Source organism: Ruegeria sp. CF3 (assembly GCF_056537365.1).
Genome location: NZ_JBQFRK010000004.1, coordinates 48,810 through 65,632, shown reverse-complemented (window position 1 = coordinate 65,632; position 16,823 = coordinate 48,810). Strand labels below are relative to the sequence as shown.

Here is a 16,823-nt window from a genome sequence, read left to right as displayed (position 1 = left end):
ACTATCAGGGCAGCGTCAGTCGACTTTTGCTCAGCCACTGTCACCGAAGTGCATAAGTGCCATCTGCGCTATCGGCTCGCCCCACTCTTGCACAAAATGCCCAGCCTCTTCCATAATCATCGGTTCCGGACAGCCTTGGATAATCTGGCGCAGCTGGTTCATCACTGGGACGCCCAGAACCGGATCCTTCGCTCCGATTGCCATGAAGCTTTCTCCGTCCCATTCAGATTGCCAGAACTTTCTGGCACGCTTTGCTGTGTCGATACCGTCCATCCCTGGCTCAATCATCACCATTTGTGGAAAGCGACGAACGCCTGCCTTGTAGCGTTGGTCTGGGAACGGCGCTTCATAGGCTTGCGCTTCTGACTCAGTTAGATGTGGACAGGCCCGTTTCATCAATGCGCTGCAATCCAAGTCGGGCCGGCTTGCCACATAACCTTTCCAGCTTTTGAAACCTTTTCCGAGATCGTCTCCGATCGGGATTGCCGTATTCATGACGATCAATCGGGAATACCGGTCGCGTTGATCCATAGGCAATGTCAGTCCCAGGATGCCGCCCCAGTCTTGCACAACCAAGGTGATGTTCTGAAGATCCAGTTTCTCTACGAAGGCAAGCATCATCCTTCGGTGAAAATCAAAGGTATAGATCGCGTCGTTGGTAGGTTTGTCAGACCTGCCAAATCCCAACCAGTCGGGCACAACCACCCGCGCACCAGAGTTCGAAAAAATGGGTATCATGCGACGATACAGGTAGGCCCAAGTTGGCTCTCCTGGCAGGCACAAGAACGTTCGGCATGCATCGTCTGCGCCTTCATCCACATAATGCACCCGAAGACCTTCATAACCCGGCAGGTCATCCACGTAATTCGCGGCATATGCATAACCGGGCAGGTTCACGAAACGATCATCCGATGTTCTCAAATAGTCCAACTACAGAACTCCTCACCTCTTCATGTTATACCATCATGTCTACTAAGGTTTTCACCAGCATGCTGTGACGATCCAACGACCAATATGTCTGCGATCCAAGCATTGACGTGGCAAGGCGCGAAACTCGGCCATGTTCAGTGGTTGACGTTCGTTGGGCCTGTTGCGATTGACCGGCCCGGTGTCTTGGGTATCGAACACCTCAGGGCAGGTTTAAACCTTGGTGAATTCCATTCGGTAGACTACTTTTTCACCTGTCCTTGGGTCGATGCCGGGGGCACCGCTAATCACCAACCTGTCCCCCGCTAGCTTGAACGGACGAGACACATCGCCAGCCCATTTTGGGTTCCATGAGCCGTCTACATGGTGAATGACGCGATCCTCTTCTAGCGTGTAAGATGCAACGTAGGCGAGCATGTCATCGAACATCTGCGCCTTCTGCTTCATAGACCAGTCGTCTTTGCCCGGCATGGGTCGATCGCGGCGAAAGACGGTGGCCATCATTCGACCATCAGCATGATATGCGATGTACCCGATTGGCGCTGGCCCCAAGGCGTCGGTCGTCTCCCCAGTCTCGACCGAAGTGCGTGTCCAAGCGTCCATCTTCCAAGATCCGATCAAGTCACTTGCGTTTGCCACGGCGCCTCCTGCGAGCGATTGTTCATTCTAAATCATGGTACAACTCGCGAGGACGCAGACGCAATAAAGCCCTGCTTGTTCACTCAAGCTAAAATTCGATGCCGTCTCTGGACACCTGGTTAATTGAATGGCTCAATCCAGAATGGCCGTATCGCCCGCGATGTGTGAGTTCGACAGAGCCGGGAGTTCGCACTTGCAGCGAATGACCGCAAAGCGGGCTGCGAACGCGGGATCTTGATCACTTGGCCAACGGCATCTGTGGGTGGCTCCTGCATTGCAAGCGTTTTCTCGTGGTTTTGCGGTCGTTTTGTCAGTACCTTCGTCTGTCCGGCCTGTTTGTGTGGTGATGTTCCACTGGCCTTGATGAGTTCCGCAAGCGAGGTTCCAATCGGGTTATCGACCTCTGAGGGTCGCTGCCATTCCCGGAGTTTCCTTGCTCTTGGTTGACTTAATTCCGCATCATCACTTCAACGTCTTGCATCTCGTGGGCAGTCGGCGGGTTAGACCGCAGGCTGCCGGTATTCCTGTTTCTTCGTGAGCATCGCCCAGATGGCCCGAGCGGCCTTGTTGGCCATGGCGGTCGTCGCCAGACGGAAAGGCTTGTCTGCGATGATCTTCGCGGTCCAAAGATCGACCTTTTCTGGCGAACGTTTCGCCATGACGGCACGCGATGTCATACCGACGACCAACAATTTGCGAATGTAGCGATCACCCTGCTTGGTGATCTTGCCCAGACGTTCCTTGCCACCGCTGGATTTGTTGAGTGGGGTCAGTCCGAGCCAGGCCGCCAGATCGCGCCCGGTCCGGAACTGTTTTGCATCGCCGATTGTTGCGACAATCGCTGAAGCCGTGATCGGGCCGATGCCAGGCATACGCATCAATCTACGCGCATCTGAATTCAGAAGGGCATGTTGCTGGATCATCTTAGAATAGCCAGCGATGCGTTCGTTCAGGCCGAGTAACTGATAGCACTGGATACCGAGCATGCCGTTGGCGATCTCCGGCATTTCTGGATGGTCGCCATCAAGGTGACGCTTTGCAAAAGCCGTCACTGCTTCGATCCCAATGGGCAAGATATGCCCAAACTCACGCAAAAGGCTGCGGATCATGTTGGCCAGTTGGGTGCGCTGCCGGACGGCCAGATCTCGAGTCCGGTGGATTGAGAGAATGGCTTGCTGCTCTTCCGTCTTGATCTCGACAAATCGCATGGTTGGTCGACGGACCGCTTCACAGATCGCCTCAGCATCAACGGCGTCATTCTTGCCGCGCTTCACGTAGGGTTTGACGTATCCGGCGGGCATGAGCTTCACGTCGTGCCCCAAATTGCGCAGCTGGCGACCCCAGTGATGAGACGAGCCGCAGGCTTCCATCCCGACCCTGCAGGGTGGAAGCGTCTCAAAGAAGCGGAGCAGCTTTGCGCGTTTGATGGCTTTGTTGAAAATCACTCGGCCGTTCTCTGAAATGCCGTGAACTTGAAAAACATCCTTGGCCAGATCCAGGCCCACGGTCTTTACTGTCATTGGGTGGCTCCTTTCCTAGCAGTCGATGACAACTGCACTTTGGCACATTCGATGCCGGTGGAGCAGGAGCCACCCACCTCATCCGGTTTGGGCCGGTTCGAGTGAGTTCAACCTATCTCATTTTTTGCGCTTGCGGCGAACGGCAGGTTCGACGGGTCGCGCCGCACCATCTCGACCGGGTGGTGGAGGTCGGCTTTGGGGCCGGAAACACGATCGTGGTTTCCCGCTTGATCCCATCACCGGCAACAAGAAAGCTTCACTGCGGCCTTTTCTGCCAGCATTCTATTATTATAGTAAGATGGCATCGCTGATCATCGTCGAATTAGATTTTCCGCAAGTATGCCCAAGAGACATACCCCTTTAGTCTACGAGCACGCTCCAATGAAACGCGGCACCAACGTGTGCCACCGGTCTGCTCGCAGCTATGAACTCGTAGTGCGGTTCCATTTGGAAGACCAACGATCACATTGAACCCTGTTCCAGGTCCGCTGCGCATTTTTAGCATGTCACCGTCTTCGACTCCAAAAACCTCATATGGTCCCAGTGACGCCGCCGCAGCCGGCTCAACGCCCATGACGACCCCTAGGAACAAAGCCGCTAAGGGTGAGAAGATTGCATTGCGCATCTTGATGTCCTGCTTGTTGCCTCAACTACAATCGTAGCAATTCGGGTTGCCAGAAGGAACAACTCCCAGAAAGAAATGTACGTGATACCAAAGCCTAAACCCCTACATATCTTCCAAGTGGTGGGGAACCCTGGCCCAGTTGGGGGCATCTTTCACAAAAACCTTTTTCGATGGGCTGAAGTTGTTTGGTTCATCCAGTGTCCCAGCTGCAATGCTCGTCAATCCAAAGGCTGTCACACCCCACAAGCCTGACCCGCAGGTACCGCAGAAGTGCTTGATAACAGGTCGGCCTTCCTTTGAGGTCTTCTCAAAGGTCCGTGGTTTGCCCTTCAGTAGCTGCAGATTTTCTGACTTTGTCATGTACCCGGCGTAGCCATCTGTACCGGTCATCGATAGGCAATCTCTGCAAAAACACATGAGTTGCAGTACCGCTTCACCGGTGATCCGGTAGCGCACTTCACCACAGAAGCACCCACCTTCCAATGATTGTGCCATGATCGTTCATCCCTCTATGTCCACTGGGAAGAGTAGTGAACATCGTATGCGCCCTAATCTGAGGCGGCAACATTTTCACATTGCTTCTGGCTATCTCACGCGGAATTTCATCATCTGACTAAATGCGGCAGTTTCCGGCCGTGAAAAATTCTCTTCTGCGTGAGTACGGTCATTAAAGAGAGAAAACTGTGCGGATGTTCGCTCAGTAAATGTAGGTCCGTTCTATTGGGGATCAGAATCCATTCCGGCGAATGGATCTTGCAAAGTCATTGGACAGGCGGTCTGAATTGACCGACAATCGCGTCATGGAACTGACGGCAATCACACCTGTCCACCTGATCCACGTGGACCCTGACGTCAACATGGCGCGGTTTTATGGAATTGAGTTGCAACCAACGCTTTTTGGGGAAGTGTCCGTTCTTCGTACCTGGGGGCGTATTGGCACAAACGGGCAAGCCATGATGGTAACATATGATGATGAAACCCAGGCTAGTGAAGCGCTCCAAAAACTCGAAAAGCAAAAGCGACGTCGAGGATATGTTCCTGTCGGTGAGTGACTTCAGGTTGCAATCTGTTTCCGTAGCAAATCCCGAGCCTTTTGGCTCGTGAGCGGGCTCTAGGTTTCAGCCGACATATCGGCTTTCACCCAGAACACCCCAGCATGATCTCCCTGTCCCAGTAGCCCCTGAACCGTCTTTTGCAAGCCGGGGCAGGGGCTTTGGGTCATGGTCGGTTCCTGCCGTGGTGATCTGCCCATTCGGGTGACGATCCCTTTTGCACTCCCGCAGGATCGAAGATCCTTTGGCTTTTTTGTTGGTCAGGCGGGATTTGGACAAGCCAAACGCCCCCCGACGTCAGGGGGAAGGCGCGGCCTCCCCCTCGGACAAGACAAATAGACAAGACCGTGTCCTCGCGCGTTGCGCTGCGGGCCGCACCACTCTTGTCGATTTGTCCTGTCTCGCCCCTCTCCGCGTTCGCCACGGGGCAGGTTTTAGAGACGACGCCCTTTCAGGGCTCGGCTCAAAACCAGCACCAAAGGGGATCAACCCCGGCGGTCGCACACAAAAGGAGAGATGGTTTTGGACATTGAGACGACAAAAGACATCGAGAACGACACGAGCCTTCAGGCGGCAGAGATCGCAGCACAGAATGACCTGTTCCGGAAAGCCCTGATCGACCCAAATGTGGCGATTGAGATGCACTCCAAAGGCATTCAGGGACAGGTGTTTGTCACGCCCGGTGTGTCAGGCGAAGGGGTGGAGTTTCAGACTGCGGCTTTGGCGGCAGTCGCGTCGGATGACCAGTTTGACGAGGGCAATGACCCTTATGGCGATCACACATTTGGAACGGTGACGGTCAGCGGCCAGAAGCTGTTCTGGAAAATCGATCTCTATGACGGTGATTACAAATACGGCTCCGACCGCCCGTTTGACACGTCAGTGACGCGCCGTGTCCTGACCATCATGTGCCCCAGCGAATACTGAGACCAGCCCTGTTCCAAAGGGGCAGGGACTGCATGCGCAACCCGCGCAGGAAAGGTCCCTCTCGGGACAGCAAGCATGCCCTGCCGGGCAATGGGTGAACCAATGCCTGCCAACATCAGAAAGGGGGTGATGAACATAAATCAGGAAACCTTGCAGCGACGACGGCGCGAAGCCGTTGAGCTGGTCAAGAAGGGAGGTCTCTCCGCCAAGATCGGCCTCGCCTTCTTGAAACAACACGCAGCCGCCTAAGCGGCCCCGCTCTACCCCACAAGGGGTAGGGCACCCTTAACACAAAGCGAAACACTCAAACAAGGATTTGCCCCATGAGCAAAGTCGAAACATTCACTGCACCGGAAAACATCGAAACCGTTGCCCTCTCCGATCTCTACCTGTCTGATCTGAACCCACGACAGGAGGTTGCCGAAGAAGGGATTGCCCTTTTGGCCGACAGTCTGGTCATGTGCGGCCTGATCCAAAACCTCAGCGGTCTGCGCGATGCAGATGGAAAGGTCGCCATCGTCGCCGGTGGTCGTCGCCTGCGGGCTTTGAACATCGCCGTGACCGAACGCGCCGATCTGGCACAGGTCCCCGTGAAGGTCACGGATAACCCGTTTGTGGCCGAGCAATGGGCAAATGCCGAAAACACCGCGCGTGAGGAATTGGACCCGGTGGACGAGGTCCGCGCCTATGGCAAGATGGCGGAGAAATCCCTGTCTGCTGCCAAGATCAGCAACGCCTTTGGCGTGACCGAAGCCCATGTGCGCCGCCGCCTCGCGTTGGCCGGTCTGCCTGCCGCCGTATTGGATGCGCTCAAATCTGGTGTGATCAGCATGGGTCTGGCGAAGGCCATGACCGTCAGCACCGAAGAAGAGAAAATTCTGGAGGTGCTGGAACAGGCCAAGGCGTGCCGGTGGTTTAGTGAGCATGATGTCAAACAGGCGCTGACGTCGGAGGCTGTCAGCAGCACCAACCGTAAAGCCGTGTTTGTCGGGCAGGAGGCTTATGTTGAAGCGGGCGGCTCGGTCACAGCTGATCTCTTTGCTGATGAGACCCTGTTCAATGAAGGCGCTCTACTGGACCGTCTCTTTGCCGAGAAACTGGCGGCAGAAGCAAAGAAACTGCGCGACGCGGATGGCTGGGATTGGGTGGAGACCCATGATGAGAGTTACATTCCCTACGGGTTCGCAGGCACAGAAGGCATGCACCGTCTGGAGATGGTGAGCCGGGATTTTTCCGAGGAACAGGCGAAAAGGTATGACGAGCTTGCCGAACTCTATGAGGCCGAGGCATTGGACGCGGAGGGTGAAAAGGAGCTTGCCGCGCTCGAGGATTATGCCGCACCGTTCTATTCCGACGATCAGCGCAAGCTGTCGGGCGTGTTCCTTTATGTCGGCAACAATGGCGAGATCAAAACATCATCGGCCTATGTCGCGGCGGAACATGTGCAGGCCGCCATTGAGGCCGGTGTTCTGGCTCCGGTCAAAGAGCCAGAGATCAAAGAGGCACCAAAACCGGCCTATTCGCAGAAGTTCATCGATGACATGGTGGCGATCCGGTTGGCGTCAGTTCAAACGGCTTTGCTGGACAAGCCAGATTATGTGTTGAGCCTGTTTGCCTTCTCCGCCACCCCGGCGTCTGGTCTGACCAGCAACCTGTTTGGGTTTGGCTATGGCGGTGCTGAGCGGAACACGCCCGAGATCGGTGACCAGTTCATCCTCGACCCGCGTCTTGGCGGAGAACCGGACGAAGCGGCAGAGGCAGCCTATGACCAGTTCCAAGAGATGTCCGCGCAAGGCAGCGTTGAGGCGTTCAAAGCGTTTCGCGAACTCGGTAAGAAGACCCGCAACGGTGAGATCACAACCTTTCTGGCCCGGCGGTTTCTGACCCAGCGCCCGGAGTTCATGGCGGAGATTGAAGCTGAGATTGGTGCTGACATGCGCGCAATCTGGACCCCGTCGGCGGAGAACTGCTTCAAACGGTTGAAAGGCTGGCAGTTGGATGATCTCTACAAAGACCTGCTGGACCTGCATGATGACACCGACATGCTCAAAGCCTTCGCGAAATCCAAGAAAGGCGCAAAGAACGAGGCGCTGCACAAGCTGTTCAATGATCCGGAACATCAGGCGGCACTGAGTGTGACCGAGGCGCAGAAAGCCCGGATCGATGCATGGGTGCCGGAATGCTTTTAAACCTAACGGGGCAGGGCGCGTTGCGCCCTGCCTATCAATCTCTGGCTGTGTTAGCCTCAATGATGAAGACTCAAAGTGGCATTGCGCGAACACCCCGTCGCGCATAGCTATCAGAGGTCGGTCACCCGACGCATTTGCAAAGTCGATCACTTCTCAAAACCGGATTTGGAAAGACCCATGGACACCTCATCAAACAAGATCGAGAAAGCCGCCCGCCGCGTCTGGAAATCCGCGCAGATGTTTGTCGGGTTTCATACGGATCAGAAGGGAAAGCCGCGCGAACAGCCAAAGCTCTGGCCGCCGAAAAACGGGAGCGCGTCGATCCATGGTGATCCCAGCGCCCAGGAAGCGATTGTTGTTGTCAAAGCCGTTGATCCCGACACTGCAAAAGACGTGCAGATCAAACTGCATCCAAACCGGATCGTTGTGCGCCGCGATGCGGATATGTGGTGGCAGGGCGTGGCTGTGGATGAGCATTCCGTGACGGTCCGAATGGCTGACAACACGATCATCGAAATCCGCCATGACGGATCGGTGAAGCGGCGCTCGGCGGAAGATGAAACCCATGTTGAAGCCGATGGCAGCATCTTCAAGTTCACCGAATTTGCCGAGGCGCATATGACGGGCGATGGGGTGGAAATGACCCGTCGCACCGAGGATCGCATTGCCACCATCACAGCCGATGGTGTTGTCGATCGCGCGCGCAAGCGCTAACCTGACTTCAATACCTCCAGACTTTCCTTTGGTTAAACTTGTGGCCCGCTTCGGTGGGCCGCTTTCTTGAGTGCGAGCCTGTTTGGCAGAGGCTTGCCGAGGTCGCCTTTATTCCCTCCATATGCCGTTCTAAACCCATGTTGACTGTTGTCGCCAACCTAGCCAATGTCGCGCGTTCGTATCGATGCGTCTGCCTCAGCGCAGATGTGTCGGAGCCGATGCAAACCCACAAGGAAACGCAAGCAACATGACTGATGACTGGAACGACTATGCTGATGGTTGGGACGACAATAGCGACGTCAGACGCTATGCGAGTCGCGCCTTCACGACGCTGGACGAGCACCTGGATATTCGTGGGAAGAATTGGCGATCCAAGCGTGTGCTCGACTTTGGATGTGGCACCGGATTGCTGGCGGAGAAAATTGCGCCGCATGTTGAAGAAGTTGTTGCGGTCGATACTTCGGAGAATATGATTGCCGTCCTGCAGGAAAAGCAACTGCAAAATGTTAGGGCAGTTCACGGAGACATTCTGGCTGGAGATGTTCCGGAATTAGAGAACGGGTTTTCAGAATTCGATTTGATCTGCGCTTCTTCCGTTTGCGCCTTTCTCCCAGACTACAGTGGCGCTGTGGCAGTGCTGGCGGGTTTGCTCAACAAGGGGGGACATTTCGTGCAGTGGGATTGGCAAGCGTCAGGCGATGATGGCTTTGGATTGACCGAGCATCAAATAAGGAATGCGCTAGAGGCAGCACGGCTTGGCTCAATTCGGATTGAACGGATATTCGAGTTCAAAGCTGATGAGCAGACAATGCCTGTTCTGCTTGGAGCGGGGATTCGAAAAACAGAGTGATTTTGCGTTTGGATGAGTGAACAACCATCGCATTCAATTAGCCGGCCATTGGTATAGCTCGAAATGCGTTCAAGACTTACGGGCGAACAGGCACTCCGTCCTTGAAAGCTCTGTGCTCCAATTCGAACGGTGAGCTTAGATCAGGCCGTCCTGCTTTTGGCAGCAAAGCTCAAGTCTGAGATTTAGCAGTGGTTTTTGGGACAGGTTCCAACCCGCCAAATTGAGTCCGGCTGTTCACCTGATCCGCACAAGCGCGGACCAGGGCCGGACCGTCCGGGTTTTGGCCTCCGCCCGTTGGAAAGGGCGGTTTGCACGGACAGTCGCCCTCCATTCTTTGCCACGCGGGTTATTCTGACCCAGAAAGGCCACCCGCACTCCGACTTGAGCACTGCGCCTGCGATGGAACGAGGTGATGATGCCGCCACAAATCGCATCGCTTTGTTCAGATGACCCGCCCGCAGCGATCCCAGAAAGTCTTGCCTGTTCACTTGGCCTGACAGTTTCAACCTCGTTGCCGGAGATGATCCTCAGCTGCCGTGTTTCTGAAGGGATGAACATAAGCGGGCAGTCGGAGAAGACGCGCGGTGCCCGGGGCGGGCGCCGCGCTTCAACAGGGAATTTCCCCTGCGCCTGCGGCGCATTCCGCGCGAGTCAAATTCCCTGCTGACGTCCCCTTGATGCCCGCTTTTCCCATGTTCATCGAAACACACCATAGCGAGGATCAAACAATGGCAACTCAAACTCTGAAACTGAACGTCAAGACCGGTGAAAAAGAAGGCAGGAATTTCTGGGATCGGTGCGGGGTTCTCTTCGTCAATACCGATGAGACCGGCAACATCACCTCGATCCAGGTCAAACACAGCATGTTTCCCGGCGTTGAGATGGTGGCCTTCCCGAAGCGGCGCGATGACGAGCCGGTCACCGAATGACGAGAGGGCAGGGCGGCGCAAGCCGCCCTTTCCATTGCTCCGGCCGCAACCCGGACCAGAGATGCGCCACGCGTGGCGCGCGGCCTTGCGGCTGGGAAGGGAAAGCCGGCCCTTTTCAAGGGGCAATCCTGGACGATTGAACCGGATAATATCCAATGGAAAATCCTACGCGCGCACTGTCTGGCCTTTCCTTGGCTCATTCCGTTGTTGCCCACATCTACTGGCCCAAGAATTTTGGAATGCCCTCTCCATTTGCGCGGTCGAGGGTTTTCCAGTCGGGTCAATTTCAATCTTGGGCGAAATTGGCCTGACCGAAGCAAGCTGTAAGCAGAGACCCAAAATATCTCAGCGTCAGCCTGTGGGTAACCCTCGGCCAGCGGTGCCCTGAACACCACCGTGATGTCGGACAAATTTTTTGCTCATGGCTCTTATCCCTCAACACTTTTGCGGATCATTGCAGCAATCTCCGCGTCATTTTCGATCAGGACTTGTCTGAACAAGGTGCCAATGCTGATGCCTGATCGAAGGGTTTTCGGAACTGCTGCCAGAATTTCCTCTAAGGCGCGCTCCACTTCGCCGCCTTCGGGAGCCGAAACCTGAAACCTGATCGCGGCACGACGCTGCTCAACCGGCTGGCGGGCGCTTGGTTTACGTTCTTTCCGTTCAGGTGCCTTGCCCACTTCGACAGGATTGGGCTTTGGTTCAGCTGCAGGCTCATCCTGCTTTTGCTTTTTAAGCTCCGTCACGGTCGGCGCGATGTCTGATGTCGATCCGGCAAGCAGGCTATCGATGTCCTTAGGCCGCGACATGCTGCACCTCGCTTTCCTTCAATGCGTTCAGAATATAGTCAGCATTGCTCAGCGCCTTTTGGCACCGATCCGCCATGCGCCGTGCATTTGACCGGGCTGACTGGGTTTCCGCTCGTTCCATTGCTTCTTCAGCAAAGCCCATCAGCCTCCCGATCGTTGTCCCCGCCCTAAGCGCGTCATCCATCGCGGCGGAATCGGCAATGCCGCCAATGCAGGCAAACTGCTTTGCCAAAGCCTGTTTGCCCTTCTGGATACCGGCCGATTGCGCGATGGATTGGCGGGTGAACACAATCCGAAACTTCTCTTTCGGGTCTGCCGTGCTGCCGATTTGCCGCAATGCCGCTTCGCAGGATCGGTATGTGACCAGGATTGGCTTGTATTCTGCCGATGATCCATCAGACGGGCACAGCACCATGTCGGCAACAGCCATCGCCATTGCGGCCGTCATGCTGGGCTCACCTTTGGTGTCGATCAGCAGGTAGTCAAAGCCCCCCGCCTTTTCCGCCTCAAGAATATGGGCATAAGCCAGTTTGGCATTCTCTGCATCTTCTTTGGCAAATTGCCCGGCCTCGATCAGAATCTCATCGGCGGGGATCGGGTCCAGCCCATTATTCGGATTCAACCATTCCGAGAGTGTTCCTTGTGAATCCAGATCGAGGATACGGACACGTTTGCCCTGATGGTGCAAAGCAGAAGCAAAGGCGACGAGCATGGAAGATTTCCCAGCTCCGCCCTTGGAGTTTACGGCTGCATAGATTTTCAATTTGGTCTCCGGGTCTGCGCCCGAAAGCCACGCCGCAGAGCGGCGTGCCACAACCGGGCTCGCGATTGCAAGTTATCGCGCGACCCGTCACCCGCGCTGAAATCAAAGCTATTGCTTTTCTAAGCAATTTGCAATGCTTGCGGCCTGTGTGCTGTCAAGAAATGGGTGGTACGTGGGTTGCAGATTGCAGGTCTTGCGTTGTGTAAGCTGGCAGGCAAGTGGTGGCCACCGAGTGGCAGCCTGCAACCTGCAACATCGGGGAGCCGTGGCTTGCCGTTTGCGCCTTGCGGGTTGGGATCGGGTGGCTGATCAACGGCATTGGTACACCACAAACGATCGTGCCTCGTGCTACAGACCGTCTACATCCTACGCTTACTTTGCGGGATAATACAGATTGTGCTATCGACAATCTGTTAGACTTGCAGTCGGCTGCCAAATCAACTTACACTTGAATCTACATACGCGCGGTCTGACGGGGCCACGCACGATTTCTGATCGTGGAGAAAGCCCCGATGCCACAAGGCGTACCTAAATCAGTCACGACAACCATGCGCTTTGATGAGGACGAATTGGCGTTCCTCAAACAACGCAGCAAGGCCATGCAGCTGCGCAGTGTGACCGGATTGGTGCGTGTCTGTATCCGCATAGCCTTTGGTATCCCGTCAAAAGAAGAGTTCCGAACACAGCAATTCAAAGAGCACCTGGCCCAGCTGGTCGGCATGGCAAACAACCTCAACCAGATGACTCGCGCCGCAAATGCCGGGAAGTTCCGGCTCAACAAACGTACCGAAGACCAGATTGAGGCCATGAAAGTCGAGGTTCGGGAATTGCGCCGTCTGATCGAAGACTATTCCGACGCCGCCCATGAACGATCTTTTACCCGTGCATTAGAGATCGAGCGGTTTGCGGAGAAACAGCGCGCATCACGTGTATCACCAAAGGCGAAGGTTAGATCATGACCAGCCTGACCTCCGCATATGATCCGGCCTGGGAGGCGCTCTTTGGAGAGTTTCAGCTTATCCCAAATCTGAAGCCGCGCCCTGGTCAAAACCCTGCGCGGTCGCGGCGTCGGTCACCGCAACGGCAGAGCTCGTCCGGTGGTGTTGCCGGCATGATTGCCAATGCACTTCTGACCAATCAGGCAGTGGTCAAAGTTGTCCCCGGTGGCGGTGTCACGGCATCGGGCCGTCTGGGCGGCCAGTTGTCCTACATCACGCGCAAGGGCACCGTCGAAATGGAGCGTGGCGATACCGGCGAGCTGTCGCATGGGATGGATGGCCTGCGCGACGTCCAGGACGAGTGGGCGAAGGATTGGGCCCGGATGGACGCGCGGGTCACCAACTACAGCTATCATGTCATCCTGTCTTATCCCAAGGACACGGACCGGGAGGCCGCGAAGCAGGCCGCGCGCAGTTTCGGCGCGCGTTTGACGAATGGTGACTACGGCGACCGCTACAAATATGTGATGGCCCATCACGACGATACCGGCCATCCGCATACGCATTTGGTGATCAGCCGGGCAGGGGCGTCTGGCAAGACCCTTCAGATCAGCCGGTACGGGATTACAACACAGGATCTGCGCGAACTGCAGGTTGAATCCGCGCGGGACGTTGGCATTGTCCTGACTGCCACCAGCCGGTTCAGCCGCAATCTGCGCCCCGAGCGTGAAAGCAGCGCACGGGTTCACGCGCGGCGCGACGGCCGGGATCTGCGCGAGCGGCCAGCTCCAGAGCGGCGCAGCGGTTTTCCCTTTGTTGGGATCGGACGCCAACAACCCGTCGCGCAGGACCAGCTGCAGAGCATGACCGATCAGCGCAATGCAGACTATGCCGCCCTGGGCGAAACACTCCGGTCGCATCACGCCGGGGTCAAGCAGGGCATTTTCACAACCCAATACCCAGGGCGTGCCGAGACCCTTGGGGCCTTCAGAAAAGCTGTACTCGGCGCAGCATCAATCCTGGTGACGGACGGGGTTCTCAGATCAGAGGAAATCGACATGAATACGCAAGTCGCCAACCAGATGGACCCGGCACAAGCCCCGGCCATAGACGGTGAGATTAAGGCAATTGGAACGGATGTACGTCAGTTTATCACAGGTATGGACGCCAAGGCCGACGCCATGGAGGACGAGGACAAGCGCAGCCAGACAGAGGCCGCGATTTCTCGTGTCTTGCGAGACTATGAGCCGCTTATGGATAACGAGACCAAGACGTTCTTTGGCAAACGTCTGGAACGGGACGATGAGGTTGAGGTGGGCCGCGATGACATCGATCCGACACGCCAGCGCCGGGCAGCTGAACGGGATGCATCAGATCCAACGCGCACCCAGCCCATCGGGCAAGAGCGTGGAGACCCACGCGCCGATGCCAACGATCCGCGCAGCGCGGCGACCAAGGCTGTGCTGAAGGATGCCGACAGGCAGGTGGCCGAGCGGTTCGAAGCCATGGGCATCAATGGCGACCTGGTACTGTCGCGCATCCGCAATGGCGCCGACGTGGACCGTCAGACCCGCGAGAATTGGTTTGAACGCGATGTTAAGACCTTGGCGAATGCGCATTCTCTCAGCGAGAGCCAGGCGCGGGTCGACATGAAGGCCGCGTACAACGATGCCGCCGAGATTTACCGCGATGCCCGTGGCGAGATCCGCGACATCAACCGCGCCTTTGCCGAGGGCAGGGGTGACGACTTCCTGAACGAGAAGGTAAAGGCCGGTGTTCAGGATGAAATCCAGACCATGAAGGGGCAGGGCTTTGACCGTGCTGCCATTGGAGGCCGTCTGCTTGAAATCGAGGACCGTGTACAGGAGCGGGTGACAGGCCGCGCGCCGGATCGCACTGAAGGCGAAGCGCGCCCGGGCCCGGCGCGGTCTGGTGAACGCACCGATACACGCGGCGCTGGATCTGAACCGCAACGTCCCGATCTGGACGCTGGCGTGCGAGGGCAGATCATCAAGGCTGGGTCTGCACTCTTCAAAGAAGATGAGAAAGACAGCATGTCGCCATATGTCGATCTGAAGGTGGATGGCCGCGACAAGCCATTCCGCGTCTGGGGCGTTGATCTGCCGGACATGATGCAGCGCGAACACTTGTCAGTTGGCGATACGGCGACGCTTGCCCATGACGGATACAAGAGGGTGACAGTTACCAAGATCGACAAAGAGACCGGTGAAGAAAAGAACATCGAGGCAAACCGCCGCGCCTGGAAAGCAACCGACATCGAGCGTGCGCCGCGCGAGAAACAGCGCGGGCTTGAACCACTGCAAGAGGCTGCGCGTATCAAAAGGGACGCGCCCCAAGACCGGCCAGAAGAAAGAGGCCAGCAGGACCGTGCAGTCCGGCAAGAGGTCTCAGTTGAAACCGGCGTTACGGGTGTCATCGTCGATGCCAAAGAGGCTCTGGTGCGCCCCGATGATCCAAACAGCAAGTCGTTCTATGTGGATATGAAAGTCGAAGGCAAAGATGAGCCTGAACGGATCTGGGGCACCGCCCTGCAGGACCAGATGGCACGGAACAACATCTCGGTTGGTGACAAGGCCACGTTCGTCAAAGCGGGCAAAGAAGAAGTCACCCGGTCACGCCGGAACCCCGAGACCGATGAGCCGGAGCGCGTTAATGTCACCCGCACGGCCTGGGATGTGAAAGACGTCGATCGACAAATTGACCGTGATCCGGTTGTGCAAGAGCAGCGGCGCCGGGAGCGGGAGGAACGGGCCAAGGGTGACCGGAGTGTGAGCCGATGAGCCGTCATCTGGAATGTATATTGAATCGGGTGTTCGGAGAGCAATTGCTCTCCGATCCTCTCTTGTCTGAAATCGTCCTGAATCCAGACGGCAGAATCTGGATCGAGCGCAGCGGTGAGCCTGCCATGCGTCTGCTGGACGAGCCGATGGGTGAGGATGATGCAGAGGCGCTTGCACACGACCTGGCTGGCGGTAATCCCATCTCGGCAAACACTCCGCTGGCCGGATCGCAGTTCGAAATCGACGGCTCATTGTGGCGGGCACAGGTCGCGGTAAAACCCGCTGTTGAAGATGGTGTTGCATTTGCCCTGCGTCGCTCCGTGGCAAAGCAACTTTCGCTCGATGATCTGATGCAAGGCTTGCCGGACCTTGACGCCAACATGGACGATCTGAAATCGGGTACTGACCCTGCAGATGCGGCTGTCTTGGAGGCATACGAGAACAAGGGCTTTGGCGATTTCCTGCGCGCGGCGGTCAAGGCCAAATGGAACATCCTACTATCGGGCGGCACATCATCCGGCAAAACGACCTGGTTGCGCGCCTGTCTTGGCGAAGTCGACCACTCAGAGAGGATCATGACCATTGAGGACGTGCTGGAGATCCGGCCCAGCCAACCCAATGCGGTGTCATTGATAGTGAACAAAAACGCATCGAGCAGCGCTCTATTGAAAGCGTGCCTGCGATTCCGGCCGGAGCGGATCATCATGGGGGAGCTGCGCGGGGCGGAGGCTTATGATTTCCTGTCCGCGATCAACTCTGGACATCCGGGTGGGATTTCCACACTGCACGCAGCATCACCGGAATCCGCGCTGTCGCGCCTGGCGTTGATGGTTATGCAGGCAGATACCGGGCTGACCTATTCCGAGATTCTCGAATACTGCCGCTCGATGATCGATGTGATTGTGCAGTTTCGGAAAGCCGGGGATCAGAGGCGACCAGTGGCCGTCAGAGTGCTCAGGAAGAAAGCGGGATAGGTTTTTGAACGCCCGATGGGGAAATGGCCGAAAGAGGTTTTTGCGGTCGCGCAGATCGTCCGCAAGGCCAAGCCGACGTCCAAGCAACCTGCGGAGAATGGCCGCAAGGAGCCCATACCAGAAGTAACGTTATCTTGCAGCGTGCGCTCGCAGCTTTAAAATTGCC

The 16,823-nt window shown here is 56.5% G+C and carries 17 protein-coding genes; 10 read left to right on the top strand and 7 right to left on the bottom strand.

The annotated features are described in order from the left end of the window. Positions 1 to 30 precede the first annotated feature (30 nt). The 5 genes from ACR0KC_RS14760 to ACR0KC_RS14740 form a co-directional block, all read right to left on the bottom strand. Positions 31 to 930, bottom strand: coding sequence for a haloalkane dehalogenase (locus tag ACR0KC_RS14760; protein ID WP_480791242.1), 900 nt, complete (start codon positions 928 to 930; stop codon positions 31 to 33). Between the two features lie 210 nt (positions 931 to 1,140). Continuing rightward, positions 1,141 to 1,566, bottom strand: coding sequence for a lipocalin-like domain-containing protein (locus ACR0KC_RS14755; protein ID WP_480551716.1), 426 nt, complete (start codon positions 1,564 to 1,566; stop codon positions 1,141 to 1,143). 500 nt (positions 1,567 to 2,066) lie between these two features. Next, on the bottom strand, positions 2,067 to 3,086 hold the full coding sequence (locus ACR0KC_RS14750; protein ID WP_480597418.1) for an IS110 family RNA-guided transposase: 1,020 nt from the start codon (positions 3,084 to 3,086) through the stop codon (positions 2,067 to 2,069). 322 nt (positions 3,087 to 3,408) lie between these two features. After that, complete coding sequence (locus ACR0KC_RS14745; protein ID WP_480609275.1) at positions 3,409 to 3,711, bottom strand: SH3 domain-containing protein; 303 nt, start codon at positions 3,709 to 3,711, stop codon at positions 3,409 to 3,411. A gap of 102 nt (positions 3,712 to 3,813) precedes the next feature. Continuing rightward, positions 3,814 to 4,206, bottom strand: a complete 393-nt coding sequence (locus ACR0KC_RS14740) for a GFA family protein (RefSeq protein ID WP_480791243.1) — start codon at positions 4,204 to 4,206, stop codon at positions 3,814 to 3,816. Between the two features lie 287 nt (positions 4,207 to 4,493). Between ACR0KC_RS14740 and ACR0KC_RS14735 the strand changes: the two genes are divergently transcribed. From ACR0KC_RS14735 to ACR0KC_RS14705, 7 genes are all read left to right on the top strand, one after another. Continuing rightward, positions 4,494 to 4,763, top strand: coding sequence for a WGR domain-containing protein (locus ACR0KC_RS14735; RefSeq protein WP_480791244.1), 270 nt, complete (start codon positions 4,494 to 4,496; stop codon positions 4,761 to 4,763). Positions 4,764 to 5,285: 522 nt separating this feature from the next. Further along, the gene (locus tag ACR0KC_RS14730; protein WP_480791245.1) at positions 5,286 to 5,690 is read left to right on the top strand and encodes a DUF3768 domain-containing protein; all 405 of its coding nucleotides are present in this window, start codon (positions 5,286 to 5,288) and stop codon (positions 5,688 to 5,690) included. Between the two features lie 102 nt (positions 5,691 to 5,792). Then, on the top strand, positions 5,793 to 5,939 hold the full coding sequence (locus tag ACR0KC_RS14725) for a hypothetical protein (protein ID WP_480791246.1): 147 nt from the start codon (positions 5,793 to 5,795) through the stop codon (positions 5,937 to 5,939). A gap of 74 nt (positions 5,940 to 6,013) precedes the next feature. Further along, positions 6,014 to 7,879 carry a ParB/RepB/Spo0J family partition protein gene (locus tag ACR0KC_RS14720; RefSeq protein WP_480791247.1) on the top strand — a complete coding sequence of 622 codons (1,866 nt, stop codon included), beginning with the start codon at positions 6,014 to 6,016 and terminating at the stop codon, positions 7,877 to 7,879. 177 nt (positions 7,880 to 8,056) lie between these two features. Then, entirely contained in the window at positions 8,057 to 8,593 is a 537-nt protein-coding gene (locus ACR0KC_RS14715) for a hypothetical protein (RefSeq protein WP_480791248.1), read from the top strand. Between the two features lie 247 nt (positions 8,594 to 8,840). Further along, the gene (locus ACR0KC_RS14710) at positions 8,841 to 9,443 is read left to right on the top strand and encodes a class I SAM-dependent DNA methyltransferase (RefSeq protein ID WP_480791249.1); all 603 of its coding nucleotides are present in this window, start codon (positions 8,841 to 8,843) and stop codon (positions 9,441 to 9,443) included. A gap of 728 nt (positions 9,444 to 10,171) precedes the next feature. After that, positions 10,172 to 10,372 carry a hypothetical protein gene (locus ACR0KC_RS14705; RefSeq protein ID WP_480791250.1) on the top strand — a complete coding sequence of 67 codons (201 nt, stop codon included), beginning with the start codon at positions 10,172 to 10,174 and terminating at the stop codon, positions 10,370 to 10,372. A gap of 428 nt (positions 10,373 to 10,800) precedes the next feature. Here ACR0KC_RS14705 and ACR0KC_RS14700 read toward each other — a convergent pair whose 3' ends face one another. Together ACR0KC_RS14700 and ACR0KC_RS14695 are read right to left on the bottom strand one after the other, a co-directional pair. Continuing rightward, complete coding sequence (locus ACR0KC_RS14700) at positions 10,801 to 11,181, bottom strand: hypothetical protein (protein ID WP_480791251.1); 381 nt, start codon at positions 11,179 to 11,181, stop codon at positions 10,801 to 10,803. Next, complete coding sequence (locus ACR0KC_RS14695; RefSeq protein WP_480796346.1) at positions 11,168 to 11,944, bottom strand: AAA family ATPase; 777 nt, start codon at positions 11,942 to 11,944, stop codon at positions 11,168 to 11,170. Before ACR0KC_RS14695 ends, ACR0KC_RS14700 begins: the two co-directional genes overlap by 14 nt. 512 nt (positions 11,945 to 12,456) lie before the next feature. Here ACR0KC_RS14695 and ACR0KC_RS14690 point away from each other — a divergent pair. The 3 genes from ACR0KC_RS14690 to ACR0KC_RS14680 are packed head-to-tail and all read left to right on the top strand — an operon-like array spanning position 12,457 to position 16,657. Further along, positions 12,457 to 12,903, top strand: coding sequence for a MobC family plasmid mobilization relaxosome protein (locus tag ACR0KC_RS14690; RefSeq protein WP_480791253.1), 447 nt, complete (start codon positions 12,457 to 12,459; stop codon positions 12,901 to 12,903). Then, positions 12,900 to 15,683, top strand: coding sequence for a relaxase/mobilization nuclease domain-containing protein (locus tag ACR0KC_RS14685; protein ID WP_480791254.1), 2,784 nt, complete (start codon positions 12,900 to 12,902; stop codon positions 15,681 to 15,683). Before ACR0KC_RS14690 ends, ACR0KC_RS14685 begins: the two co-directional genes overlap by 4 nt. Next, positions 15,680 to 16,657: an ATPase, T2SS/T4P/T4SS family gene (locus ACR0KC_RS14680; RefSeq protein WP_480791255.1), complete on the top strand. Its 978-nt coding sequence runs from the start codon at positions 15,680 to 15,682 to the stop codon at positions 16,655 to 16,657. The genes ACR0KC_RS14685 and ACR0KC_RS14680 overlap by 4 nt, the downstream gene beginning before the upstream one ends. The last annotated feature ends 166 nt before the right edge of the window (positions 16,658 to 16,823 follow it).

Coding starts and splice junctions, on each gene's coding strand:
- ACR0KC_RS14750 (WP_480597418.1), bottom strand. CDS start 3,086: ATGACAGTAAAGACCGTGGGCCTGGATCTGGCCAAGGATGTTTTTCAA.
- ACR0KC_RS14745 (WP_480609275.1), bottom strand. CDS start 3,711: ATGCGCAATGCAATCTTCTCACCCTTAGCGGCTTTGTTCCTAGGGGTC.
- ACR0KC_RS14740 (WP_480791243.1), bottom strand. CDS start 4,206: ATGGCACAATCATTGGAAGGTGGGTGCTTCTGTGGTGAAGTGCGCTAC.
- ACR0KC_RS14725 (WP_480791246.1), top strand. CDS start 5,793: ATGCCTGCCAACATCAGAAAGGGGGTGATGAACATAAATCAGGAAACC.
- ACR0KC_RS14720 (WP_480791247.1), top strand. CDS start 6,014: ATGAGCAAAGTCGAAACATTCACTGCACCGGAAAACATCGAAACCGTT.
- ACR0KC_RS14715 (WP_480791248.1), top strand. CDS start 8,057: ATGGACACCTCATCAAACAAGATCGAGAAAGCCGCCCGCCGCGTCTGG.
- ACR0KC_RS14710 (WP_480791249.1), top strand. CDS start 8,841: ATGACTGATGACTGGAACGACTATGCTGATGGTTGGGACGACAATAGC.
- ACR0KC_RS14705 (WP_480791250.1), top strand. CDS start 10,172: ATGGCAACTCAAACTCTGAAACTGAACGTCAAGACCGGTGAAAAAGAA.
- ACR0KC_RS14700 (WP_480791251.1), bottom strand. CDS start 11,181: ATGTCGCGGCCTAAGGACATCGATAGCCTGCTTGCCGGATCGACATCA.
- ACR0KC_RS14690 (WP_480791253.1), top strand. CDS start 12,457: ATGCCACAAGGCGTACCTAAATCAGTCACGACAACCATGCGCTTTGAT.
- ACR0KC_RS14685 (WP_480791254.1), top strand. CDS start 12,900: ATGACCAGCCTGACCTCCGCATATGATCCGGCCTGGGAGGCGCTCTTT.
- ACR0KC_RS14680 (WP_480791255.1), top strand. CDS start 15,680: ATGAGCCGTCATCTGGAATGTATATTGAATCGGGTGTTCGGAGAGCAA.